The 24,370-nt window shown below is 59.5% G+C and carries 20 protein-coding genes and 3 tRNA genes; 20 read left to right on the forward strand and 3 right to left on the reverse strand.

Annotation, left to right across the window (positions count from 1 at the left end; genetic code table 11):
* The first annotated feature begins 125 nt into the window (after positions 1-125).
* The 16 genes from ftsH to AC0R79_RS05145 all read left to right on the forward strand — a co-directional run bounded on the left by ftsH (position 126) and on the right by AC0R79_RS05145 (position 15,357).
* On the forward strand, positions 126-2,033 hold the full coding sequence (gene ftsH, locus AC0R79_RS05070; protein ID WP_011332403.1) for an ATP-dependent zinc metalloprotease FtsH: 1,908 nt from the start codon (positions 126-128) through the stop codon (positions 2,031-2,033).
* Between the two features lie 8 nt (positions 2,034-2,041).
* Entirely contained in the window at positions 2,042-2,893 is an 852-nt protein-coding gene (gene folP / locus AC0R79_RS05075; protein ID WP_474733517.1) for a dihydropteroate synthase, read from the forward strand.
* 16 nt (positions 2,894-2,909) lie between these two features.
* Positions 2,910-4,247 (forward strand): phosphoglucosamine mutase, encoded by a 1,338-nt coding sequence (gene glmM, locus AC0R79_RS05080; protein WP_007953745.1) that lies wholly within the window; start codon positions 2,910-2,912, stop codon positions 4,245-4,247.
* A gap of 65 nt (positions 4,248-4,312) precedes the next feature.
* Complete coding sequence (gene tpiA, locus AC0R79_RS05085) at positions 4,313-5,068, forward strand: triose-phosphate isomerase (protein ID WP_007953744.1); 756 nt, start codon at positions 4,313-4,315, stop codon at positions 5,066-5,068.
* A 4-nt stretch (positions 5,069-5,072) separates the two neighbouring features.
* Positions 5,073-5,456 carry a preprotein translocase subunit SecG gene (secG, locus tag AC0R79_RS05090; protein ID WP_011332406.1) on the forward strand — a complete coding sequence of 128 codons (384 nt, stop codon included), beginning with the start codon at positions 5,073-5,075 and terminating at the stop codon, positions 5,454-5,456.
* A gap of 22 nt (positions 5,457-5,478) precedes the next feature.
* Positions 5,479-5,564 (forward strand) — tRNA-Leu (locus AC0R79_RS05095).
* 97 nt (positions 5,565-5,661) lie between these two features.
* Positions 5,662-5,738, forward strand: a tRNA-Met gene (locus AC0R79_RS05100).
* Positions 5,739-5,876: 138 nt separating this feature from the next.
* Positions 5,877-6,335, forward strand: coding sequence for a ribosome maturation factor RimP (gene rimP, locus AC0R79_RS05105; protein ID WP_039769696.1), 459 nt, complete (start codon positions 5,877-5,879; stop codon positions 6,333-6,335).
* 47 nt (positions 6,336-6,382) lie between these two features.
* Positions 6,383-7,864, forward strand: coding sequence for a transcription termination factor NusA (nusA, locus tag AC0R79_RS05110; RefSeq protein WP_003221546.1), 1,482 nt, complete (start codon positions 6,383-6,385; stop codon positions 7,862-7,864).
* Between the two features lie 27 nt (positions 7,865-7,891).
* Positions 7,892-10,408 carry a translation initiation factor IF-2 gene (infB, locus tag AC0R79_RS05115; protein ID WP_007953742.1) on the forward strand — a complete coding sequence of 839 codons (2,517 nt, stop codon included), beginning with the start codon at positions 7,892-7,894 and terminating at the stop codon, positions 10,406-10,408.
* Between the two features lie 159 nt (positions 10,409-10,567).
* A complete protein-coding gene (rbfA, locus tag AC0R79_RS05120) occupies positions 10,568-10,969 on the forward strand; it encodes a 30S ribosome-binding factor RbfA (protein ID WP_007953741.1) in 402 nt (133 codons plus the stop codon).
* Positions 10,970-10,973: 4 nt separating this feature from the next.
* A complete protein-coding gene (gene truB, locus AC0R79_RS05125) occupies positions 10,974-11,891 on the forward strand; it encodes a tRNA pseudouridine(55) synthase TruB (protein WP_007953739.1) in 918 nt (305 codons plus the stop codon).
* A 141-nt stretch (positions 11,892-12,032) separates the two neighbouring features.
* Positions 12,033-12,302 (forward strand): 30S ribosomal protein S15, encoded by a 270-nt coding sequence (gene rpsO / locus AC0R79_RS05130; protein WP_011332409.1) that lies wholly within the window; start codon positions 12,033-12,035, stop codon positions 12,300-12,302.
* 194 nt (positions 12,303-12,496) lie between these two features.
* Positions 12,497-14,602 carry a polyribonucleotide nucleotidyltransferase gene (pnp, locus tag AC0R79_RS05135; RefSeq protein ID WP_007953735.1) on the forward strand — a complete coding sequence of 702 codons (2,106 nt, stop codon included), beginning with the start codon at positions 12,497-12,499 and terminating at the stop codon, positions 14,600-14,602.
* 129 nt (positions 14,603-14,731) lie between these two features.
* Positions 14,732-14,807 (forward strand) — tRNA-Thr (locus tag AC0R79_RS05140).
* 250 nt (positions 14,808-15,057) lie between these two features.
* Positions 15,058-15,357 (forward strand): DUF6388 family protein, encoded by a 300-nt coding sequence (locus AC0R79_RS05145; protein WP_127796895.1) that lies wholly within the window; start codon positions 15,058-15,060, stop codon positions 15,355-15,357.
* Positions 15,358-15,408: 51 nt separating this feature from the next.
* Here AC0R79_RS05145 and nadC read toward each other — a convergent pair whose 3' ends face one another.
* Complete coding sequence (gene nadC / locus AC0R79_RS05150) at positions 15,409-16,257, reverse strand: carboxylating nicotinate-nucleotide diphosphorylase (RefSeq protein WP_007953729.1); 849 nt, start codon at positions 16,255-16,257, stop codon at positions 15,409-15,411.
* A gap of 255 nt (positions 16,258-16,512) precedes the next feature.
* Here nadC and AC0R79_RS05155 point away from each other — a divergent pair, with 255 nt between their 5' ends.
* From AC0R79_RS05155 to AC0R79_RS05170, 4 genes are all read left to right on the forward strand, one after another.
* Positions 16,513-18,702: a DUF1631 domain-containing protein gene (locus AC0R79_RS05155; RefSeq protein WP_375745395.1), complete on the forward strand. Its 2,190-nt coding sequence runs from the start codon at positions 16,513-16,515 to the stop codon at positions 18,700-18,702.
* Positions 18,703-18,766: 64 nt separating this feature from the next.
* The gene (gene ampD / locus AC0R79_RS05160; RefSeq protein ID WP_011332414.1) at positions 18,767-19,327 is read left to right on the forward strand and encodes a 1,6-anhydro-N-acetylmuramyl-L-alanine amidase AmpD; all 561 of its coding nucleotides are present in this window, start codon (positions 18,767-18,769) and stop codon (positions 19,325-19,327) included.
* Positions 19,324-20,157, forward strand: coding sequence for a regulatory signaling modulator protein AmpE (gene ampE, locus AC0R79_RS05165; protein WP_375745397.1), 834 nt, complete (start codon positions 19,324-19,326; stop codon positions 20,155-20,157). Before ampD ends, ampE begins: the two co-directional genes overlap by 4 nt.
* 156 nt (positions 20,158-20,313) lie before the next feature.
* Positions 20,314-22,344, forward strand: coding sequence for a methyl-accepting chemotaxis protein (locus tag AC0R79_RS05170; protein WP_474733524.1), 2,031 nt, complete (start codon positions 20,314-20,316; stop codon positions 22,342-22,344).
* 17 nt (positions 22,345-22,361) lie between these two features.
* On the opposite strand, the gene AC0R79_RS05175 is transcribed toward AC0R79_RS05170, so the two are convergent.
* Together AC0R79_RS05175 and cra are read right to left on the reverse strand one after the other, a co-directional pair.
* Positions 22,362-23,138 carry a TatD family hydrolase gene (locus AC0R79_RS05175; protein ID WP_474733527.1) on the reverse strand — a complete coding sequence of 259 codons (777 nt, stop codon included), beginning with the start codon at positions 23,136-23,138 and terminating at the stop codon, positions 22,362-22,364.
* A 3-nt stretch (positions 23,139-23,141) separates the two neighbouring features.
* Complete coding sequence (gene cra / locus AC0R79_RS05180) at positions 23,142-24,137, reverse strand: catabolite repressor/activator (RefSeq protein ID WP_474733528.1); 996 nt, start codon at positions 24,135-24,137, stop codon at positions 23,142-23,144.
* Positions 24,138-24,370 lie beyond the last annotated feature (233 nt).

Here is a 24,370-nt window from a genome sequence, read left to right on the forward strand (position 1 = left end):
TTCACAAAGGGTTACAGACGGCGCCTGCCAGAGCTGTAGGTAATGTAGTAAGTTAGGCCGGTGAATATCATGCGAAGCGCGCGCCAGTAGCGGAGCTTGCTTCAGAGGGTAGTTAATTGAACGATATGGCAAAGAATCTGATCCTGTGGTTGATCATCGCGGCTGTCCTGGTGACGGTGATGAACAACTTCTCCAGCCCTAACGAGCCGCAGACCCTCAACTATTCCGACTTCATCCAGCAGGTCAAGGATGGCAAGGTCGAGCGCGTGGCTGTCGATGGCTACGTGATTACCGGCAAACGCAACGATGGCGACAGCTTCAAGACCATTCGTCCGGCAATCCAGGACAATGGCCTGATCGGCGACCTGGTCGACAATCACGTTGTGGTCGAAGGCAAGCAGCCTGAGCAGCAAAGCATCTGGACCCAGCTTCTGGTGGCCAGCTTCCCGATCCTGGTGATCATCGCGGTGTTCATGTTCTTCATGCGCCAGATGCAGGGCGGTGCGGGCGGCAAGGGCGGGCCGATGAGCTTTGGCAAGAGCAAGGCGCGTCTGCTGTCCGAAGATCAGGTGAAAACCACCCTGGCTGACGTTGCCGGTTGCGACGAAGCCAAGGAAGAAGTGGGCGAGCTGGTCGAGTTCCTGCGTGATCCGGGCAAGTTCCAGCGCCTGGGCGGTCGCATTCCTCGCGGCGTGCTGATGGTCGGTCCTCCGGGTACCGGTAAAACCTTGCTGGCCAAGGCGATTGCCGGCGAAGCCAAGGTGCCGTTCTTCACCATTTCCGGTTCCGACTTCGTCGAAATGTTTGTCGGTGTCGGTGCCAGCCGCGTTCGTGACATGTTCGAACAGGCCAAGAAACACGCTCCATGCATCATCTTCATCGACGAGATCGACGCCGTTGGTCGCCATCGTGGCGCCGGCATGGGTGGCGGTCACGACGAGCGCGAACAGACTCTCAACCAGCTGCTGGTCGAGATGGACGGTTTCGAAATGAATGACGGCATCATCGTCATCGCCGCAACCAACCGTCCTGATGTACTGGACCCGGCTCTGCTGCGTCCGGGTCGTTTCGACCGTCAGGTGGTGGTCGGCTTGCCGGACATCCGTGGTCGCGAGCAGATCCTCAAGGTTCACATGCGTAAGGTGCCAATGGGTGACGATGTTGCTCCGGCCGTTATCGCGCGTGGTACTCCGGGCTTCTCCGGTGCCGATCTGGCGAACCTGGTCAACGAGGCTTCGCTGTTCGCTGCCCGTGCCGGCAAGCGCATCGTCGAAATGAAAGAGTTCGAACTGGCCAAAGACAAGATCATGATGGGCGCCGAGCGCAAATCCATGGTCATGTCCGAGAAGGAAAAGCAGAACACCGCTTATCACGAAGCAGGTCACGCCATTGTTGGTCGCGTCGTGCCCGAGCATGATCCGGTCTACAAGGTGTCGATCATCCCGCGCGGTCGTGCGTTGGGTGTGACCATGTTCCTGCCGGAAGAGGATCGTTACAGCCTGTCCAAGCGTGCGCTGATCAGTCAGATCTGCTCGCTGTACGGCGGCCGTATTGCTGAAGAGATGACTTTGGGCTTCGACGGTGTGACGACTGGTGCTTCCAACGACATCATGCGTGCGAGTCAGATTGCGCGGAACATGGTGACCAAGTGGGGCCTGTCGGAAAAACTCGGTCCGTTGATGTACGCCGAAGAAGAGGGTGAGGTATTCCTCGGTCGCGGTGGTGGCGGTCAGAATGCCAGCTTCTCCGGGGAGACAGCCAAGCTGATCGACTCCGAAGTACGCAGCATCATCGATCAGTGCTACGGCACCGCCAAGCAGATCCTTACGGACAATCGCGACAAGCTCGACGCCATGGCGGATGCCCTGATGAAGTACGAGACGATCGATGCCGAGCAGATCGACGACATCATGGCCGGTCGTACACCTCGCGAGCCTCGCGACTGGTCGGGCGGTACCGGTACTGGCACGCCTCCTGTCATTCAGGGCGAGCGTCCGGAAACACCGATTGGCGGCCCGGCTGCCGACGTTTAAGGTTTGAAATGACTTCTGTACAGTCCCTGACCCGGTTGTCTTGCGGCAACCGGGTTCTTGATTTGGCCCGGACGCATGTCATGGGCATTCTCAATGTCACTCCCGATTCTTTTTCCGACGGTGGCCGATACAGTCAGCTCGATGCGGCCTTGCGTCATGCCGAAGCCATGGTTGCGGCGGGTGCAACGCTGATCGATGTGGGCGGGGAGTCAACCCGGCCCGGCGCGCGGGCGGTTTCTCCATTGGAGGAGCTGGAGCGTGTCGCTCCCGTCGTCGAGCTGATCAGCCGCGAACTGGATGTGGTCATATCGGTCGATACGTCCACTCCGGCGGTCATGCGCGAAACGGCGCGGTTGGGTGCCGGCTTGATCAACGACGTTCGTTCGCTACGGCGGGATGGCGCGCTGGATGCTGCTGCTGCCACCGGGTTGCCTGTATGCCTGATGCATATGCTCGGCGAGCCTGGCGACATGCAGGATGATCCGCGTTACCAGGATGTCACCCGGGAAGTGGGTGAGTTTCTTGCCGAGCGCATGACTCAGTGTGAGTTGGCAGGTATTCCGGCCGAGCGGATCATTCTTGATCCGGGTTTCGGCTTCGCCAAAACCCTGCAGCACAATCTAAGCTTGTTCAAGCATATGGAAGCCCTGCATGCGCTGGGGCGGCCACTGTTGGTGGGCGTTTCGCGCAAAAGCATGATCGGTCATGCATTGAATCGCCCGGTGGGTGAGCGTCTATACGGTGGTTTGGCACTGGCTGCACTGGCGTCGGTGAAAGGTGCGCGTATATTGCGCGTCCATGATGTGGCGGAAACGGTGGACGTGGTGCGAATGCTCGCAGCCGTGGAATCAGCCGAATAAGAATGATGGAGCACTTATGAGCAAGAAATATTTTGGTACTGACGGCATTCGTGGTCGCGTCGGGGAATATCCGATTACTCCTGACTTCATGCTCAAGCTCGGCTGGGCTGCCGGTATGGCCTTTCGCAAGATGGGTGCCTGCAAGGTGCTGGTCGGGAAGGACACGCGGATTTCCGGCTACATGTTCGAATCGGCCCTTGAGGCTGGCCTGACATCCGCAGGTGCCGATGTGATGCTGCTGGGCCCGATGCCGACTCCGGCAATTGCCTACCTGTCGCGTACATTTCAGGCCGAGGCCGGAATCGTGATCAGCGCATCGCACAACCCGCATGACGATAACGGCATCAAGTTTTTCTCCGGCAGAGGTACCAAGCTGCCGGATGAGTTGGAGTTGATGATCGAAGAGCTGCTCGACACCCCTATGACGGTCGTCGAGTCGAGCAAGATCGGCAAGGTCTCGCGAATCAACGATGCTTCCGGTCGATATATTGAATTCTGCAAAAGCAGCGTACCGACCAACACCAGTTTTGCCGGTCTCAAGATCGTCATCGACTGTGCGCACGGAGCAACCTACAAGGTCGCACCTAGCGTTTTTCGCGAGCTGGGCGCCGAAGTCGTGGTGCTGTCTGCGCAGCCTAACGGTCTGAACATCAACGATAACTGTGGCTCCACTCATATGGGGCAGTTGCAGGCGGCGGTGCTGTCCGAGCACGCTGATCTTGGGATCGCATTCGATGGCGACGGCGACCGGGTGTTGATGGTTGATCACACGGGTGCGATTGTTGATGGCGATGAGCTGATCTTCATTATTGCGCGCGATCTGCATGAGCGAGGCAAGTTGCAGGGCGGTGTGGTCGGTACGCTGATGAGTAATCTGGGGCTGGAGCTGGCTCTGGCGGATCTGGGGATTCCTTTTGTCCGGGCAAATGTCGGCGACCGCTATGTGATTGCCGAATTGCTGGAGCGCGATTGGCTGATCGGGGGCGAGAACTCCGGACATGTCGTCTGCTTCAATCACACGACGACTGGCGACGCGATCATCGCGGCGTTGCAGGTTTTGATGGCGTTGAAAACCCGTAACGAAGGTTTGGCGCAAACTCGCCAGGCCCTGCGCAAGTGTCCTCAGGTGCTGATCAATGTGCGTTTCGGTGGTGGCGACAGCCCTCTTGAACATCCGGCTGTGAAGGAAGCCAGCAAGCGTGTGACCGAGGCGATGGCGGGTCGTGGTCGTGTGCTTTTGCGCAAGTCCGGGACAGAGCCTTTGGTGCGAGTGATGGTCGAAGGCGAGGACGAAACTCAGGTTCGTGGCTATGCCGAAGAACTGGCAAAACTGGTAACTGAAGTTTCTGCCTGATTCGGCTTGCCAGCCATGATTGTGTTGGGTAACATCTGCGCCCACTTTGACCGACGAGGTACAGCATGCGTCGCCCTATGGTAGCTGGTAACTGGAAGATGCACGGTACCCGCGCCAGCGTCGCTGAGCTGATCAACGGCCTTCGTCATCTGGCCTTGCCAAGCGGTGTTGATGTCGCGGTATTCCCGCCTTGCTTGTATATCAATCAAGTGATTGATGGCTTGAAAGGTAAATCGATTTCGGTCGGTGCGCAGAACTCTGCGGTGGAATCCATGCAAGGTGCGTTGACGGGCGAGATTGCGCCGAGTCAGTTGGTGGATGCAGGTTGTTCCCTGGTGCTTGTCGGGCACTCCGAACGCCGCCAGATCATGGGTGAGCGAGACGGAATGCTGAATCGCAAGTTCGCAGCGGCACAGGCATGTGGCTTGATTCCGGTGTTGTGCGTAGGGGAGACCCTGGAGCAACGCGAAGCCGGAAAAACTCTTGAGGTTGTCGGGCGTCAGCTGGGCAGTATCATCGAGGAGCTGGGTGTCGGTGCTTTTGCCAACGCAGTGATCGCTTACGAGCCGGTCTGGGCGATTGGTACCGGGCTGACTGCAACGCCGCAACAGGCTCAGGATGTGCATAAAGCCATTCGCGAGCAGTTGGCGGCAGAGAATTCTGAAGTGGCACGAGGTGTGCGGCTTCTATACGGCGGCAGCGTGAAGGCGGCCAATGCGGTCGAACTGTTCGGCATGCCGGATATCGATGGGGGGCTCATTGGTGGAGCTTCCCTGAATGCAGATGAGTTCGGTGCGATTTGTCGCGCCGCGGGAAACTGAAAAAATGCTGGAAACAGTCGTAGTCGTTTTTCATCTGCTGGGTGCATTGGGCGTAGTTGCTCTGGTTTTGCTGCAGCAGGGTAAAGGTGCGGACGCTGGCGCGTCTTTCGGAGCAGGTGCTTCAAATACTGTGTTCGGAAGCCAAGGTTCCTCTACCTTTCTTAGTAAGTTTACTGCTATACTTGCCGCCGGTTTCTTCATAACCAGCTTGGGGTTAGGATACTTTGCTAAAGAGAAGGCTCACCAGCTGACTCAGGCAGGTTTGCCAAACCCGGCAGTGTTGGAAGTTCCAAAGCAACAACCGGCTTCTGATGATGTCCCGGTGCTTCAAGAGCAAAAGTCGGCTACTCCAGCGACTGACGTACCTCCAGCTCAAGAGCAGAAGTAAGAAGGGTTTCAAACGTAGTATTGCCGAGGTGGTGGAATTGGTAGACACGCAACCTTGAGGTGGTTGTGCCCATAGGGTGTAGGGGTTCGAGTCCCCTTCTCGGTACCAATTAGTCAGGAGAGCCCGCTGTTGCGGGCTTTCTTGCAGGTGGAAGGTTACATTGACCCTATAAGGGATCGGTCGTATACTTCCGCCCCAGCTTTGTCGCGGGGTGGAGCAGTCTGGTAGCTCGTCGGGCTCATAACCCGAAGGTCGTCGGTTCAAATCCGGCCCCCGCAACCAGTTTAAGGAGCCCCTTTTAAGGGGCTTTTTGTTAGCTGGACACTTTCAACGCCGCTGTTCGACGGCGTTTCAAGGATGGGCGTTTCGCCCATTTTTTTATTTTGCATAGCATGCACATACATGCACGAGGGGGTTCAGGTGTCGAGCAAGCTAGAAGAGTTGCAGGCCTTGCTGGCCCCGGTGGTCGTGGCCCTAGGCTATGAATGCTGGGGTATTGAGTTTTCGGCTCAAGGTCGCCACTCAATGTTGCGCGTTTATATCGATAAGGAAGGCGGCGTACTGGTGGACGATTGCGCCATCGTCAGCCGTCAGATCAGCGGTGTGCTGGATGTTGAAGATCCGATCTCCGTTGAATACACCCTTGAAGTTTCCTCGCCAGGCATGGAACGCCCACTGTTCACTCTTGAGCAGTTTGCCAAATATGTCGGTGAACAAGTGAAGATCAAGCTGCGCTCGCCTTTTGAAGGTCGACGCAACTTTCAGGGCCTTCTGCGCGGTGTAGAAGAGCAGGACGTCGTGGTGCAGGTAGATGACCATGAGTTCCTGTTGCCGATCGATATGATCGACAAGGCCAACATTATTCCCAGTTTTGACTGAGACGCGGATCCCGCGGATCCAATGGCTTGCGAAAGGCGAGGCGTACGATGAGCAAAGAAGTACTGCTGGTTGTTGAGTCGGTATCCAATGAAAAGGGTGTACCGGCAAGCGTAATTTTTGAAGCGCTGGAGCTGGCTCTGGCCACTGCTACCAAAAAGCGTTTTGAAGACGAAGTTGATCTGCGTGTGGAAATCAACCGCCACACCGGTTCTTACGAAACTTTCCGTCGCTGGACGGTCGTCGAAGAGAATGATCTCGATGATCCGGCCATCGAAACCTGGCCGAGCAAGGTTGCTGAAACGCACCCTGGCGCCAAGGTTGGCGACGTCGTTGAAGAAAAGATCGAGTCCATCGAGTTCGGCCGCATCGCTGCGCAGACCGCCAAGCAGGTCATCGTGCAGAAAGTGCGCGAAGCCGAGCGCGCTCAAGTGGTTGACGCTTATCGCGAGCGCCTGGGAGAAATCATCTCCGGCACCGTGAAAAAAGTGACCCGCGACAACGTGATCGTCGACCTGGGTAATAACGCTGAAGCGTTGCTGGCCCGTGAAGACATCATCTCTCGCGAAACCTTCCGTGTTGGCGTGCGTCTGCGTGCGCTGCTCAAGGAAATCCGCACCGAGAACCGCGGCCCTCAGCTGATCCTTTCGCGTACCGCGCCGGAAATGCTGATCGAGCTGTTCCGTATCGAAGTGCCGGAAATCGCTGAAGGCCTGATCGAAGTCATGGCCGCATCCCGTGATCCGGGTTCGCGTGCCAAGATCGCTGTCCGCTCCAAGGACAAACGCATCGACCCGCAAGGCGCGTGCATCGGTATGCGCGGTTCGCGCGTCCAGGCCGTGTCGGGCGAGTTGGGTGGCGAGCGTGTCGACATCGTCCTGTGGGACGACAACCCGGCCCAGTTCGTGATCAATGCCATGTCGCCGGCAGAAGTGGCGGCCATCATCGTTGACGAAGATGCCCATGCCATGGACATCGCCGTTGGCGCAGACAATCTGGCTCAGGCCATCGGTCGTGGTGGTCAGAACGTGCGTCTGGCGAGCCAGCTGACTGGCTGGACCCTGAACGTGATGACCGAATCGGACATCCAGGCTAAGCAGCAAGCGGAAACCGGCGACATCCTGCGCAACTTCATCGACGAGCTGGAAGTCGACGAAGAACTGGCTCAGGTGCTGGTAGACGAAGGCTTCACCAGCCTGGAAGAGATTGCCTACGTACCGTTGGAAGAAATGCTCAACATCGACGGCTTTGACGAAGATATCGTCAACGAGCTTCGCGCTCGTGCCAAGGATCGCTTGTTGACCAAAGCCATCGCTACTGAGGAAAAGCTGGCAGACGCCCATCCGGCCGAAGACCTGCTCTCGCTTGAGGGTATGGACAAGGATTTGGCGATGGAACTGGCGGTGCGCGGCGTAATTACCCGCGAAGACCTGGCCGAGCAGTCTATTGACGACCTGCTCGACATCGACGGCATTGACGATGATCGTGCCGGCAAGTTGATCATGGCCGCCCGAGCCCACTGGTTCGAGTAATTAGGCGCGGCCTGAGGAGAGAAGTGCATGACGCAAGTCACGGTGAAACAACTGGCCGATGAGGTCAAAACACCGGTAGAGCGCCTGTTGCAGCAGATGCGTGAGGCAGGTCTGCCGCACACCGCCGCCGAAGAAAATGTGACTGACAGTGAGAAGCAATCCCTGCTGACCCACTTGAAAAGCAGCCACAAGGCGAAAGTGGAAGAACCACGCAAGATCACGCTGCAGCGTAAAACCACCAGCACCCTGCGTGTGGCTGGCAGCAAAAGCATCAGCGTTGAAGTCCGCAAGAAGAAAGTTTTCGTACAGCGTAGCCCGGAAGAAATCGAAGCCGAGCGCAAGCGTGAACTGGATGAACGTCGCGCAGTAGAAAATGCTGCCCGTCAGAAGGCTGAAGAAGAAGCCCGCGTTCGCGCCGAAGAAGAAGCGCGTCGCCAGCCTGCTGCGCCGTCCGCTCCTGCCGAAGCCGTCGCTGCTCCTGCGCCAGTGGCCGAACCTGTGCGCGAAGCCGCGCCGGTTGTGGCTGCTGCCCCAGCTGCCGACACTCGCAAGCGTGACGAACAGCGCCGTCCGGACAAGCCACGTGCCGACGACAACAACCGTCGTGGCGGTGGTGATGGCGAGCGCAAAAACGCTCCGCATCGCGCATCGGTCAAGGAAAAGGCTCCGGCTCCACGTGTGGCGCCACGCACTACCGACGAAGAAAGCGATGGCTTCCGTCGCGGCGGTCGCGGCAAGGCCAAGCTGAAGAAACGCAACGCCCACGGTTTCCAGAGCCCTACCGGTCCTGTCGTGCGTGAAGTGAAGATCGGCGAAACCATCACTGTTGGCGATCTCGCTCAGCAGATGTCGGTGAAGGCTGCCGAAATCATCAAGTTCATGTTCAAACTGGGTACTCCAGCGACCATCAACCAGGTGCTTGATCAGGAAACTGCTCAACTGGTAGCCGAAGAACTGGGCCACAAAGTGACCCTGGTCAGCGACACCGCACTGGAAGATTCCCTGGCCGAGTCCCTGAAGTTCGAAGGTGAAGCGGTTCCTCGTGCGCCGGTTGTGACCGTAATGGGTCACGTTGACCACGGTAAGACCTCGCTGCTCGACTACATCCGTCGTGCCAAGGTAGCTGCTGGCGAAGCCGGCGGTATCACCCAGCACATCGGTGCATACCACGTTGAAACCGAACGCGGCATGGTCACCTTCCTCGACACCCCTGGTCACGCCGCGTTTACCGCCATGCGTGCCCGTGGTGCCAAGGCGACCGACATCGTGATCCTGGTGGTTGCGGCGGACGACGGTGTGATGCCACAAACCATCGAAGCCGTTCAGCACGCTGTTGCTGCTGGCGTTCCGCTGGTAGTTGCGGTGAACAAGATCGACAAGCCGGGTGCAGATCTCGATCGCATCCGTAGCGAACTGTCGGCCCACGGCGTGACTTCTGAAGACTGGGGTGGCGACACTCCATTCGTTCCGGTCTCCGCGAAGATGGGTACCGGCGTCGACGAACTGCTCGAAGCTGTATTGCTGCAGGCCGAAGTTCTCGAACTGACTGCCACTCCTTCGGCCCCTGGCCGTGGTGTTGTGGTTGAATCGCGTCTCGACAAGGGCCGTGGCCCGGTGGCGACTGTCCTGGTTCAGGACGGTACGCTGCGTCAAGGCGACATGGTGCTGGTCGGCTCGAACTATGGCCGAGTGCGCGCCATGCTCGACGAGAACGGCAAGCCGATCAAGGAAGCGGGCCCGGCCATTCCGGTCGAGATCCTCGGCCTGGACGGTACGCCTGACGCCGGCGACGAGATGAGCGTGGTTGCCGACGAGAAGAAAGCCCGTGAAGTGGCTCTGTTCCGTCAAGGCAAGTTCCGCGAAGTCAAACTGGCTCGCGCTCACGCCGGCAAGCTGGAAAACATCTTCGAAAGCATGGGTCAGGAAGAGAAGAAGACGCTCAACATCGTCCTCAAATCCGACGTCCGTGGTTCGCTGGAAGCTTTGCAGGGCGCTCTGAACGGCCTGGGCAACGACGAAGTGCAAGTGCGCGTGGTCGGTGGCGGCGTCGGTGGTATCACCGAATCCGATGCCAACCTGGCACTGGCTTCCAACGCTGTACTGTTCGGCTTCAACGTGCGTGCCGATGCCGGCGCACGGAAGATCGTCGAGCAGGAAGGTCTGGACATGCGTTACTACAACGTGATCTACGACATCATCGAAGACGTCAAGAAAGCCCTGACCGGTATGCTTGGCAGCGATGTTCGCGAGAACATCCTCGGTGTGGCCGAAGTCCGTGACGTATTCCGTTCGCCTAAGTTCGGCGCCATCGCCGGCTGCATGGTGATCGAGGGTACTGTTCACCGTAACCGTCCGATCCGTGTACTGCGTGAAGACATCGTTATCTTCGAAGGCGAGCTGGAATCCCTGCGCCGCTTCAAGGATGACGCTTCCGAAGTACGTGCCGGCATGGAATGCGGTATCGGCGTGAAGAGCTACAACGACGTCAAAGTCGGCGACAAGATCGAAGTCTTCGAGAAGGTTCAGGTTGCTCGCAGCCTCTGACTCGCGCACTTCAAGGGCCACGTCGGGCCGCCGCATGCAAGTGCGCGGCACGGCGTCAGGACTCTAAACGCAACGCCCGGTCTGGCTTTTGTCAGGCCGGGCGTTTGCCGCTTTCAGACCTTGCGGGTTTCACCGCGGGGCAGTAACAGGTAACAAATCATGGCAAAAGAATACAGCCGTACCCAACGTATCGGCGATCAGATGCAGCGTGAGCTGGCCCAACTGATCCGTCGTGAAGTCAAAGACCCGCGCGTCGGCCTGGTCACCATTACCGCTGTGGAAGTCAGCCGTGACGTCGGTCACGCGAAGATCTTCATCACCGTGATGGGGCAGGACAACGCTGAAGACATCGCGCAAAGCATCAAGGTGCTCAACGCTGCCGCCGGTTTCCTGCGCATGCAGCTGGCCCGCGAAATGAAGCTGCGCAGCGTGCCGCAATTGCACTTCCACTACGACGAAAGCGTCGTGCGTGGTGCGCACCTGTCGGCCCTGATCGAGCGCGCCGTGGCTGAGGACAATCAGCACGTGGCTGCGGCAGAACCCGAAGACACCAAGGAGTAACTCGGTGGCTCAGGTCAAACGTATCCGTCGTAACGTCAGCGGCATCATCCTGCTCGACAAGCCGCTGGGGTTCACCTCCAACGCCGCGTTGCAGAAGGTTCGCTGGTTGCTCAACGCCGAGAAGGCCGGTCACACCGGCAGTCTCGACCCACTGGCCACCGGTGTTCTGCCGCTGTGCTTTGGCGAGGCGACCAAGTTCTCGCAGTACCTGCTCGATTCCGACAAGGGTTACGAAACCCTGGCGCAACTGGGCAAGACCACCACCACGGCGGACGCCGAGGGCGAGGTTTTGCAGGAGCGCCCGGTGACCGTTGGTCAGGCCGACATTGAAGCGGTTCTGCCGAAATTTCGTGGGCAAATCAGTCAGATACCGCCGATGTACTCCGCTCTCAAGCGTGATGGCCAGCCGTTGTACAAGTTGGCCCGTGCAGGCGAAGTAGTGGAGCGCGAACCGCGTTCTGTTACTATTGCGCGCTTGGAATTGCTGGCCTTCGAAGGCGATACTGCGCGTCTTGCGGTGGATTGCAGCAAGGGCACCTATATTCGCACCCTGGTGGAGGATATCGGTGAGCAACTCGGTTGTGGCGCGTACGTCGCTGAACTGCGTCGTACCCAGGCCGGGCCTTTCACCCTGGCGCAGACCGTGACCCTCGAAGAGCTGGAAGCGGTACATGCCGAAGGCGGCAACGAAGCGGTCGACCGCTTCCTGATGCCATCGGACAGCGGCCTGCAGGATTGGCCGTTGCTGCAGTTCTCGGAAGCGAGCGCGTTCTACTGGCTCAACGGCCAGCCGGTACGTGCCCCGGATGCTCCGAAGTTCGGCATGGTGCGGGTACAGGATCACAACGGTCGCTTCATCGGTATCGGTGAAGTGAGCGAAGACGGGCGCATCGCGCCGCGTCGACTGATTCGGTCAGAATGACCGGAAACCGGTCTGTGTAACAGCAGGCCGGCGAGTGTGGCTGTCAACAGGCACGGTCACTACTCATTTATAGATACAGGGATTTGTCCCTGGCCTGTTGAAACTGTTTTTGAAACAGTTTCCTGATAAAAGGATTGCCTCATGGCTCTCGACGTTCAAGAAAAAGCTCAAATCGTTGCCGACTACCAGCAAGCTGTTGGTGACACTGGTTCGCCAGAAGTGCAAGTTGCACTGCTGACCGCCAACATCAACAAACTGCAAGGTCACTTCAAGGCCAACGGTAAAGACCACCACTCCCGTCGTGGTCTGATCCGCATGGTTAACCAGCGTCGCAAGCTGCTGGACTACCTGAAAGGCAAGGACGTGAGCCGTTACAGCGCTCTGATCGCTCGCCTGGGTCTGCGTCGCTAATCAGCGATTGCGCTATGAGGTTGGTTGTCTGTCAGACGTCAGCGGGTTTCCGCCGGCGTCCGGCAGGCTCCCAGCCTCAAGTTTTATCTGGATACACGTTTTACCCTGGACAGGCGTCGGGCCGATTCCCGACATTGCCCAAGAATTTCGCAAGAAACCAGTTCCCCCAAGAGCCACAAAGAAGGTAGGACACCGTGAACCCGGTAATCAAAAAATTCCAGTTCGGTCAGTCGACCGTTACCCTCGAGACTGGCCGTATCGCCCGTCAGGCCTCCGGCGCAGTATTGGTCACCGTTGACGACGACGTCAGCGTATTGGTGACCGTAGTCGGTGCCAAGCAAGCCGATCCGGGCAAGGGCTTCTTCCCTCTGTCCGTTCACTACCAGGAAAAGACTTACGCTGCCGGTAAGATCCCTGGCGGTTTCTTCAAGCGTGAAGGCCGTCCTTCCGAGAAAGAAACCCTGACTTCCCGACTGATCGACCGTCCGATCCGTCCGCTGTTCCCGGAAGGTTTCATGAACGAAGTGCAGGTTGTCTGCACCGTCGTTTCCACCAGCAAGAAGACCGATCCGGACATCGCTGCGATGATCGGTACCTCGGCTGCCCTGGCGATCTCCGGCATTCCTTTCGACGGCCCGATCGGCGCCGCTCGCGTTGCTTTCCACGAAAGCACCGGCTACCTGCTGAACCCGACCTACGAGCAGCAAGCTGCCTCGAGCCTGGACATGGTTGTTGCCGGTACTTCGGACGCCGTGCTGATGGTTGAATCGGAAGCCAAAGAGCTGACCGAAGACCAGATGCTGGGCGCGGTACTGTTTGCTCACGACGAGTTCCAGGTTGTGATCAACGCCGTTAAAGAACTGGCTGCCGAAGCGGCCAAGCCAACCTGGACCTGGGCACCTGCTCCAGAAGCCACCGAGCTGCTGGCTGCTATCCGTTCCGAGTTCGGCGAAGCGATCTCCCAGGCTTACACCATCACCATCAAGGCCGACCGTTATGCGCGTCTGGGCGAGCTGCGTGACCAGGTTGTTGCCAAGCTGTCCGGTGAAGAAGGCCAACCTTCGGCTTCCGACGTCAAAGCTGCTTTCGGCGAAATCGAATACCGCACCGTTCGCGAAAACATCGTTAACGGCAAGCCACGTATCGACGGTCGCGATACCCGCACCGTACGTCCGCTGAACATCGAAGTCGGCGTTCTGCCGAAGACCCACGGTTCGGCACTGTTCACCCGTGGCGAAACCCAGGCTCTGGTAGTCGCGACTCTGGGCACCGCCCGTGACGCACAACTGCTGGACACTCTGGAAGGCGAGAAAAAAGACCCGTTCATGCTGCACTACAACTTCCCTCCGTTCTCGGTGGGCGAGTGTGGTCGCATGGGTGGCGCCGGCCGTCGCGAAATCGGTCACGGCCGTCTGGCCCGTCGTTCGGTTTCGGCCATGCTGCCAGCCGCTGACGTGTTCCCTTACACCATCCGTGTGGTATCGGAAATCACCGAATCCAACGGTTCGAGCTCGATGGCTTCCGTTTGCGGCGCTTCCCTGGCCCTGATGGACGCTGGTGTTCCGATGAAGGCACCGGTTGCCGGTATCGCCATGGGTCTGGTTAAAGAAGGCGAGAAGTTCGCCGTCCTGACCGACATCCTGGGCGACGAAGACCACCTGGGCGACATGGACTTCAAAGTAGCCGGTACCGCCAAAGGTGTGACCGCGCTGCAGATGGACATCAAGATCAAGGGCATCACCGAAGAGATCATGGAAATCGCTCTGGGCCAAGCCCTGGAAGCGCGCCTGAACATCCTCGGCCAGATGAACCAGATCATCGGCCAGTCGCGTACCGAACTGTCGGCCAACGCTCCGACCATGATCGCGATGAAGATCGACACCGACAAGATCCGTGACGTTATCGGTAAAGGTGGCGCGACCATCCGTGCGATCTGCGAAGAGACCAAGGCTTCGATCGACATCGAAGACGACGGTTCGATCAAGATCTTCGGCGAAACCAAGGAAGCGGCTGAAGCTGCACGTCAGCGCGTTCTGGGTATCACCGCAGAAGCCGAGATCGGCAAGATCTACGTCGGCAAGGTTGAGCGCATCGTCGACTTCGGCGCATTCGTCAACATCCTGCCGGGCAAGGACGGTCTGGTTCACATCTCGATGCTGAGCGACGCTCGCGTAGAGAAAGTGACCGACATCCTGAAAGAAGGCCAGGAAGTGGAAGTGCTGGTACTGGACGTGGACAACCGCGGCCGTATCAAGCTGTCCATCAAAGACGTGGCAGCGGCCAAGGCTTCGGGCGTTTAATCACCCCGCAGCCCTAGCGCAATGAAAATGCCCCGCCGTGAAAACGGCGGGGCATTTTTTTGTCCGTGAAATATCGAGTCATTCGACGAAGTTGCCGACCTGCAAGACCAGTGCTAGGTTTAGCCCACCGCCCGTGTAGCTCAGCCGGTAGAGCAGCGCACTCGTAACGCGAAGGTCGCAGGTTCGATTCCTGTCTCGGGCACCACTTCGCTTTTCCTTTCTTCCTGCTCCTCCCCTCGAAATCCGCTTTTATGTTCCCCCGGTCAACTTTTTGTGGGAGAGATGTAAAGTCCCGTGTAATTCGCTCGCCAAACGTCCTATATTCGTTGTCTGCATGAGCATCGCCCAGCAGTTTTCAGATGATCCCGAATGGTTCCGAAGGCCGGACAGTCCGCGTCAGAGAGATCCTTGATGATCCAGATCCATCCTCCATTCCTATGATCAGCGAGAATGCCATGACCGAATTAACTCAAGAGCAACGTCACGAAGAAGCGCTTAGAAAATACATCCTGGATGTTCCGGATCTGAAGGAAGAGATCAAGGACCTGAGTCCCGATGATCAGAAAGACCAGATCCAGTGGGCGTTCGAAGACGAAGCCGAAGCCCAGGGCCTGCAACCTTGGGAGTTGACCCTCAAGTACACCAGCACACCGGAGGAGTTCGAGGCCAAGCGCCTGGAACTGCACAAGGAAGCGGCCGAAGTATTGGGCGTCGAGTGGGATGAATACTGCGAGATGAACAATCTGGTGGTCTGAAAAAAAAACGCCAGCCTCGAAAGGGCTGGCGTTTTTTATTGCGTGGTCGGCTCAGATGCTCAGGCGCATCGACAGGTCCACGGCCTTCACATCCTTGGTCATCGCGCCGATCGAAATGTAATCCACCCCGGTCTGTGCAATCGGCAGCAGCGTGCTTTCGTTGATGCCGCCACTGGCTTCCAGTTTCGCCTTGCCGCCGTTCAGGCGCACGGCTTCGCGCATGTCATCGAGGCTCAGTTCGTCGAGCATGATGATGTCGGCACCGGCGGCCAGCGCCTCCTTCAGCTCCTCCAGACTTTCCACTTCGATTTCCACCGGCTTGCCCGGGGCGATCTTGTGTGCAGCGGCAATCGCCTGCGGGATGCCACCGCTGGCGGCGATGTGGTTTTCCTTGATCAGGAACGCGTCGTACAGGCCGATGCGATGGTTATGGCAACCGCCGCAGGTCACCGCATATTTCTGCGCCAGACGCAGGCCCGGCAGGGTCTTGCGGGTGTCGAGCAGTTTCACCGAAGTCTCGGCAACGAAGTCCGCCAGGTACTGCGCGCGGGTCGCCACGCCCGACAGCAATTGCAGGAAGTTCAGCGCGCTACGTTCACCGGTCAGCAGCGAACGGGCGGGGCCTTCCAGATGAAACAGCGGCTGATTGGGCGAAACCCGTTCGCCATCGCGCACCTGCCAATGCACCGCCACCCGTGGATCGAGCTGGCGAAACACCGCATCGACCCACGCCGTGCCACTGATGACGGCAGCGTCGCGGGTGATGATGGTGGCTTTGGCCAGACGTTCGGCCGGGATCAGTTGCGCGGTGATGTCGCCGCTGCCGATGTCTTCGAGCAACGCACGGCGCACGTTGGCTTCGATTTCGGCGGTCAAATCGGCGAGACGTAGATTCGGCATAACGGGCTCCACAAACTAAGTGGCCCGATTATAGGGGCATGGCGTCGGCCAACCCAAGGCGAGAACAGCCACGCAGCGCTGCATCCGGTCGATTTTCTTTGAGCAAACCCGTTTCAGTCGTGGTCACTGCAAGGTGTCGGCGCATAGGGGAAACCCTGACGGCTCTGGCGCCGGGGACATCTTTTGCAAGATAATCCGCCTTGCATTTGACGCCATGAGTTTGACGTCGGCAAATCACCGTTTCAGGAGGCTTGGATGCACAACGACGGGAATGTAGTGCCTCTGCACAAGGCCACTACCGATCAGGCGACTCACTCGCCGCTCGCCCGCCTGCCTGTGATTCTGCTTCAGGTTCGCGACAAGGCTGCCCAGCGCCTGCGCAACGGTTTGCAGGAGCTGTTCGATAACGCCGACGACACCCTGTTCGAAATGGCCGACCGGGCGCGTAACGACGTCGAGCAGAACATCTTTTTCGAAGCCATGCGCGACCTGCGCCTCAAGCGCAAGAACATCGAGCGCGGGTTTCTCGAGCAATTCTTCGAAGCCTTTGTCGGCCTCACTCAATTCGATCCCGTCCCCACCGTGCTTTCTCACGCCTTGCAGCATGAGGACACAACCGCGCGAACCGATGACATGGAGCGCAATGTCGCGGTCGAAACCATGGTCGGCCGCGTGCTGAATCGCGACGGGTTCGCCCTCGACCAACTGACCGCGCGATTCAATGCGCTGTTGGGCAAGACCCTGGACGATCAATACAACCCGCTGGGCCCGGCGATGCTTTGCGAATACTTCCTGCAGGCGGGACGCAATCTGGGGGTGGAGATCAAGGTCAAACTGATCCTGCTCAAACTGTTCGAGCGCTATGTGCTGGCCGATACCGATCAACTTTACGCCGAAGCCAATCAACTGCTGATCGCCACGGGCGTGTTGCCCGAGCTCAAACCGGCGCCGGCCCGTCGCGCCATCGATCAGGCCGTGGCCAGCGTGCAGAGCGAATTCGAGGGCGTCGACAAAACCCAGACCGATGCCGGCGTGCAGGAGGTCTTCGCCGCGTTGCAGGAGTTGCTGCTGCACGTGCGCGGCACGGTTGCGCCGACCCTTGAACCCAGCGCCCCGGCGCAGCCGATTTCCACCCGCGACTTGCTGCGCCTGCTTTCGCATCTGCAGCAATACGTGCCGGCGCTGGCGGTGCAGGACGATTTCGATCTGCGCCATCAGCTTGAACAGTTGCTGACCCGGGTCAGCGTACGCAGCGGCAAGTCACGAATCGTCGGCGGGGCGGACGAGGACGTGATCAATCTGGTGGCGATGGTCTTCGACTGCATCCTTGATGATCGCAACTTGCCGGATTCGCTCAAGGCGCTGATCGCCCGGTTGCAGATTCCGATGTTGAAGGTCGCGGTGATCGACAAAAGCTTCTTCAGCCGCAGCAGCCACCCGGCGCGTCGCCTGCTCAATGAAATCGCCGAAGCGGCGATGGGTTGGGGCGAGTGCGACGGCAATGCACGCGACAGCCTGTACCTGCGCATCGAGCAAGTGGTGCAGCGCCTGCTGACGGATTTCGTCGACGACCCGGCGATTTTTTCCGAGTTGCTGGCGGACTTCCTCGCGTTCACCAGTGACGAACGCCGCCGCAGCGAATTGCTTGAACAGCGTTTGCGCGATGCCGAAGAGGGCCGGGCGAAAACCGAACTGGCCCGCCAGCGGGTCGAGCAGGCGTTGAATCAGGCGTTGCTGGGCAAAGTCCTGCCACCGTCGGTGGTGACGTTCGTGCAGGAGGCCTGGAGCAAGGTGTTGCTGCTGACTTGCCTCAAGCACGGCGATCAGTCTGCCGAATGGCAGGCCGACGTGCAGACCATGGAGCAATTGATCTGGAGCGTGCAGCGCCACGACGACGCCGAAGCCGGCCTGCGTCTGCTGGCGCTGGTGCCGGGGTTGCTCAAGTCATTGCGCGACGGCCTGAGCAGTTCGGCTTTCGACCCGTTTGCCACCAGCGGCTTTTTCAGTGAGCTGGAAGCGCTGCATGTGCGCCTGCTCGAACCGTCCAGCGAGCCGGATCAGACCGCGTTGCCGGAAATGATTGAGGTGTCGCAGGCGATTGTCTTGCAGATGGCCGACGACGGCCTCCAGCCACGCACGCCGGCGCGTTTGCCGGCCGATGACGCAGGTTTGCGTCAGGTCGATCAGTTGCGCCTGGGCAGTTGGGTGGCGTTCGAAGAAGACGAAGAGCACACCCTGCGCTGCAAACTGGCGGCGATCATCGAGGCCACCAACAAGTACGTGTTCGTCGACCGCACCGGGATGAAAGTGCTGGAGCGCGACCGCACGGAACTGGCCCTGGCGTTCCGTCGCGGCGCGGTGCGGACGCTGGACGACACCTTGTTGTTCGACCGTGCGCTGGAGTCGGTAATCGGCAATCTGCGGCGGCTCAATCGCGGCAAGTGATCGCGCGCCGGGGGCCGATCACGGCATACTGGTCGCCAACACAGTCGGCGTTGAAGGAATCGGTATGCAGTTGGATCCCGCAAGCGGGTGGTGTCACGGGGTGCAGGTCTGCCCTTCGCCCAACTTCAATGAACGCCCGGCGGGCGAAGTCTCCCTGTTGGTCATCCACAACATCAGCCTGCCACCGGCGCAGTTCGCCACCGGCAAGGTGCAGGAATTTTTCCAGAATCGTCTGGATGTCACGGAACATCCCTACTTTGCCGGGATCGCCGACCTGCGCGTGTCTGCGCATTTTCTGATCGAACGTGACGGCAAGGTCACCCAGTTTGTCTCCTGTCTTGAGCGTGCCTGGCATGCCGGTGTTTCGGTGTTCGAGGGACGGGAAACCTGTAACGATTTTTCGGTGGGCATCGAGCTGGAAGGCACCGATGATCTGCCGTTCACCGATGCGCAGTATCAGGCGTTGACCGTGCTGACCCGGCAGATACAGGCGGCGTTCCCGGCGATCACCGTCGAGCGCATCTGCGGGCACAGCGACATCGCCCCCGGACGCAAGACCGACCCCGGACCCGCATTCGACTGGGCACGCTACCGCGCCGCCCTGGCACAAGAGGAAGGACAATGAGTTTTCTGGTGTTACTGCTGGCGGTATGGATCGAGAAGTTCTCGGCCCTGCGCCAACGGGTTCAACGCGATGGCGGATGGATCCGCGAACTGCACAAGCTGGAAGCCGGCGGGCTGGCCAAACAGCCGTGGCTGGTGCTGACCGTCCTGGTGCTGTTGCCGGTGGCGCTGCTGGGATTGCTGCTGGTGGTGCTGGACCCGGTGGCCTACGGTCTGCTGGCGTTGCCGGTGCATTTGCTGGTGGTGATTTACAGCCTGGGGCGCGGTGATCTGCTCGGCGAACTCGGGCCGTTTCGCGACGCCTGGCGCCGTGAGGATCTACAGGCCGCCGCCCATGTGGCCAAGCGTGATCTGAACATCTGCGCCGAAAGCGGCGAACAATTGCTGGAGCAAGTGCAACGTCATCTGTTGTGGCAGGCCTACCAGAGTTTCTTTGCGGTGATTTTCTGGTACTTCCTGCTCGGCCCGGTCGCGGCGCTGAGCTATCGCTTGCTGGCGCTGGCGGAAGAACACGCCCAGAACCCGGCAGTGGCCGAACGGGCCGGGCAACTGCGTCATGCCTTCGACTGGGTGCCGGTGCGCCTGCTGGCGGCGAGCCTTGCCCTGGTCGGCAATTTCGTCGCGGTCAGCCGGGTGATGCTGCACGAGCTGCTGAACTGGAACATCAGCGCTGCACAACTGATCAACAAGGTCGGGCTGGCTGCCGGGGAAATCCCGCCGGCCGCCGTCGGTTCCGAAGGCATCAACACCCTCGACTGCCTCTGGGAATTGCTGCTGCGAGCGGCGGTGCTGTGGTATGCCGGCTTTGCCCTGTGGACAGTGCTGGCGTAGGCCGTTCCCGTGACGAGGGGGCAATCCCCCTCGTTAACCTTAAGTTACAAAACCTCCCTTCGATTTGAGCTATACAGAGATAGCGCCCGATAGTGGCTATCTGCTGTCGCCCCGCGCCTGCCAATAAAAACAAGAAAAAACCAAGGGAGACTTCCAGTGAAGAGCTTGCTCTATCCCGCCGTCTCGCTGATGAACCGCTTGAGCTTCGGCATGAAGTTCAGCCTGATCAGCGTGCTGTTCCTGGTGCCGATGCTGGTGACCAATTTCTATCTGGTGCGCGATTCCTACCGCGAATTCCAGGGCACCCGGGTGGAGCTGCAGAGCCTCGACCTGCTGGGCAGCAGCCTGACCCTGCGCCGGGATCTGGAAACCCTGAACAATCTGGTGCAGATCAACGTCACCCTCGGCCAATCCGGCAAGGCCGGCAATGTCGAGGCGCAGATCACCAGCCTTGAGCAAAACGTCCTGGCCCGCCTGCAAGGGCTGACGCCCATGACCGAGGATCCTGAGCAGATCAAGTTCTTTGAGACCAAGCGCGATGAAATGATCGCTGCGTTCAAGAACCAGCAAGCGGAAAATTCCCTGCAAAGCAAAAGTGCGCTGATCGGCAAACTGCTGGGCAATGCGCAGATTTTCAGCCAGATCGTGGCCAGTCAGGCCGGATTGAGTCGCGACAATCAGGGCGACATACGCCAGCTCAGCGAGCTGATCACCGCGATCACGCCGGCCGTCACCCAGGCCTTGGGCGAAGGTCGGGCGATGGGCTCGTATTCATTGGGCCAGGGCTTTCTCAACAGTTCGTCGAGCACCCGCTTCGACGAGTTTTTGGTGCAGATCGAAAAACTTCAGGCCGAATATGGCCTGAAATTGCAGGATGCGCTGGGCTCCAGCAAAGCTGCCCGTGACTCCCTGAGCACCCCGGCGGATGCCAGCAAGGCGACGCTGAAACAGGCCAGCACCCTGATCGAAGAGCAAGTGGTGATGGCCGAAACGCTCGACGCCCCGTGGCAGGCGTTTTATGACCAGGTCACCGGGCTGATGGACCAGACCTATCAGCTCAACGACGCCACCCTGAAATTCCTCGACACCCAGTTGCAGCAGCGTCTGGGGCAAAACCGTACGCACATGGTGCTGCAAGCCGTGGCGTTGTCGGTGGTGTTTGTGCTGATTTTCTATCTCTACGGCGGCTTCTACGCGTCGACCCGCGCCACCCTGAAAAACCTCGGCGCCATGATGGATAAAGTCGCGGCAGGCGACATGACGGTGAATTTCCGCGCCAACAGCCGTGATGAACTCGGCGAGTTGGGCGAAGTGTTCAACGGTACGGTGAGGAAAATCCACGACCTGATCGAACGGGTCGGCCACACCGTTGGCGAGGTCGAGCGACAGGCGGGGCAAGTGGAAAACGTCTCGGCGCAAAGCAATCAGGCGGTCGCCGGGCAACGCACGCAGATCGAGCAAGTGGCCACCGCGATGAACCAGATGTCGGCGACCTCACTGGAGGTGGCACGCAGTGCCGCGGCAGCGGTCAGCAGCGCCCACAGCGTTAATGACGAAACCATCAGCGGTCGCGGGTTGGTGGAATCGCAGCAGGGCAGCATCGCGGCACTGGCGAGCGAAATCGATCAGTCGGTGCTGGTGATCAACCAGTTGGCCAGCGACAGTCAGTCGATCAGTCGCGTTCTGGAAGTGATCAAGAGCATCGCCGAGCAGACCAATCTGCTGGCGCTCAACGCCGCGATCGAGGCCGCGCGGGCCGGTGAGCAGGGGCGTGGTTTTGCCGTGGTCGCTGACGAAGTCCGCACGCTAGCCAAACGCACTCAGCAATCGACCGAAGAAATCGAGCAGATGATCGCCAAGCTCCACGGTGGCGTCGGCGCGGCGGTGAAGGCCATGGGCGTCAGCCATCAGATGGCCAACGGCACGGTGGGGCAGTCGGAAAAAGTCCAGCAGGCGCTGGAAAACATCCTCGGCGCTGTCGGCATGATCGTTGACCAGAACCAGCAGATCGCCGCCGCCGTCGAGCAGCAGACCGCCGTCGCCCACGATATCGACCAGAACATCGTCGAGATTAACCGTGCCGGCGAGCGCACTGCAGAAGGTGCGCATCAGACCGAAGACGCCAGCCGTGCGTTGTCGGCGCAGGTTGTTGAGTTGAAACAGCTGATCAGCGCTTTTCGGGTCTGACGTGTTCTGCCGACTGTTTACCAGTGAAACAGTTGGCAAGCGTTAGCCGTACTGGCGGCGGCCAGTTGTTCCGGATCGATGTTCATCAAGGCGGCGAGTGAGGCGCAGATCGCCGGCAGATGCGCCGGCGTATTGCGAATGCCGGGGTACATGGCGGGCGCCATGTCCGGTGAGTCGGTTTCCAGCACCACCGAATCCAGCGGCAAGTCGGCCAGCACCCGATGCATGCGCAACGCCTGCGGCCAGGTCGGTGCACCACCGAGGCCGAGTTTGAAACCGAGCTTGATGTATTCCCGCGCCTCTTCACGGCTGCCGGCGAAGGCGTGAATGATGCCGGCGCGCTTGAGCTTGAAGCGCTTGAGCGTGGCAATCACCGCCGCATGGCTGCGCCGTACATGGATCAGCGCCGGCAGTTCGAAATCCGCCGCCAGTTGCAGTTGTGCCTCGAACAGCGCTTGCTGGCGTTCACGGTCGAGGGTTTCGATGAAGTAATCCAGGCCGATTTCGCCGACCGCGCACAGCTGCCGATGACCCTTTAGCCGTGTCAGCCAATCGCCCAGTGCATTCAGGTCTTCAGGCCGATGCTGATCGAGATAGACCGGGTGCAATCCGAACGCCGCGTACAAATCGGCATCACTTTGCACCAGATCCCACACCCGTTGCCAGTTACCCTCGTAGACCCCGAGTACCACCATCCGCCGCACGCCGAGGGCGCGGCTTTCGGTGAGCAGCGCCGCGCGGTCGGCGTCGAAGTCGGGGAAGTCCAGATGGGTGTGGCTGTCGATCAGCTCCACGGCTCAATCCCGGTGAATACGCTGCTTGAAGGTACGGGCAATGGCTTGCACGCCAGGCTGATAGTCCGATTGCTCGACCGCTGCGAGTGCCAATTCCAGCGCCTTGTCGGCGATCAACTGGTGCTGCTGGGCCATGGCGTTGACCGGCAGCGGCAGGAAGTCGAGCAACTGGGTGTCGCCGAATGTGCCGAGGCGCAACGGGCGGTTTTTGAGCGGGAAGTCATGCAGCGCGTCAAAAACGCCCTGCAACAGCACGTAGGACGTGGTCACCAGCGCATCCGGCAAATGTCCGAGGCGTTGCAGGAGTTCTTCCATCAACTGCTTGCCGCACTCGCGGCTGAAGGATTCGGCGTGCTCGATCAGCACTTCGCCCTTGAACCCGGCCAAGGCTTGCTTGAAACCGGCCGCACGTTCCTGGCTGATGCTCAGTTCCGGGCGGGCGCCCAGCAGCACGATCTGTTTCGGCTGCGGGGCGAGCAGGCTTTCGGTCAGGTGCAGGCTGGCTTCGCGGTCATCGCTGACCACCGAGCAGAAGTGTTCGGCATCCATCACCCGGTCGATGGCAATGATCGGCAAACCCTTTGCCTGCAACTGGCGATAACTGTCGTCACCGGCCGGCAGACAACTGGCGACGATCAACGCATCGCAGCGTCGGGCGCGGAACAGTTGCAGCAGTTGCCGCTCGCTGTCCGGTGCATCGTCGGAGCTGGCGATCAGCAGCTGATAACCCCGCGCACGGGCGCCTTGTTCCAGCAGTTTGGCGATCCGCGCGTAACTGGGGTTTTCCAGATCCGGCAGGATAAAACCCAGGGTCCGGGTGTGCCGACTGCGCAGCCCGGCCGCCTGTGGATTGGGGGTAAAGCCGTGCAGATCGACCACCGCCCGGACCCGCTCGACGGTGGCGGTGCTGATGCGTTGCTGTTCGGCCTTGCCGTTGATGACGTAGCTGGCGGTGGTCACGGACACTCCGGCCAACCGCGCGATATCACTGAGTTTCAACCCGGGATTTCCTTGTTTTTTCGAGCTTGCCGCGACATTTTCGCCAATCCTACCCGATTCAGGCAGGCGACCATTGTCTCAGCGCATCCGACAAGTTGGACTTCAAGGATGGGACATTATCGAGTAACGTGCCGATCAATCTAGATTAAACGTTTCAGCAAGCGTATTTTCTACGTTTTAGACGCCTTTGGCCGGTTCTGCCGTGAAACCGCCAAAACTGCCTCCTGAAAAGG

Source organism: Pseudomonas sp. HD57-3 (assembly GCF_056113135.1).

What these genes read in the sequence shown, in the direction of transcription:
- AC0R79_RS05155 (WP_375745395.1), top strand. Translation starts at nt 16,513, where the DNA reads ATGCACAACGACGGGAATGTAGTGCCTCTGCACAAGGCCACTACCGAT.
- folP (WP_474733517.1), top strand. Translation starts at nt 2,042, where the DNA reads ATGACTTCTGTACAGTCCCTGACCCGGTTGTCTTGCGGCAACCGGGTT.
- ampD (WP_011332414.1), top strand. Translation starts at nt 18,767, where the DNA reads ATGCAGTTGGATCCCGCAAGCGGGTGGTGTCACGGGGTGCAGGTCTGC.
- ampE (WP_375745397.1), top strand. Translation starts at nt 19,324, where the DNA reads ATGAGTTTTCTGGTGTTACTGCTGGCGGTATGGATCGAGAAGTTCTCG.
- nadC (WP_007953729.1), bottom strand. Translation starts at nt 16,257, where the DNA reads ATGCCGAATCTACGTCTCGCCGATTTGACCGCCGAAATCGAAGCCAAC.
- rbfA (WP_007953741.1), top strand. Translation starts at nt 10,568, where the DNA reads ATGGCAAAAGAATACAGCCGTACCCAACGTATCGGCGATCAGATGCAG.
- ftsH (WP_011332403.1), top strand. Translation starts at nt 126, where the DNA reads ATGGCAAAGAATCTGATCCTGTGGTTGATCATCGCGGCTGTCCTGGTG.
- infB (WP_007953742.1), top strand. Translation starts at nt 7,892, where the DNA reads ATGACGCAAGTCACGGTGAAACAACTGGCCGATGAGGTCAAAACACCG.
- AC0R79_RS05145 (WP_127796895.1), top strand. Translation starts at nt 15,058, where the DNA reads ATGACCGAATTAACTCAAGAGCAACGTCACGAAGAAGCGCTTAGAAAA.
- rpsO (WP_011332409.1), top strand. Translation starts at nt 12,033, where the DNA reads ATGGCTCTCGACGTTCAAGAAAAAGCTCAAATCGTTGCCGACTACCAG.
- secG (WP_011332406.1), top strand. Translation starts at nt 5,073, where the DNA reads ATGCTGGAAACAGTCGTAGTCGTTTTTCATCTGCTGGGTGCATTGGGC.
- glmM (WP_007953745.1), top strand. Translation starts at nt 2,910, where the DNA reads ATGAGCAAGAAATATTTTGGTACTGACGGCATTCGTGGTCGCGTCGGG.
- nusA (WP_003221546.1), top strand. Translation starts at nt 6,383, where the DNA reads ATGAGCAAAGAAGTACTGCTGGTTGTTGAGTCGGTATCCAATGAAAAG.
- tpiA (WP_007953744.1), top strand. Translation starts at nt 4,313, where the DNA reads ATGCGTCGCCCTATGGTAGCTGGTAACTGGAAGATGCACGGTACCCGC.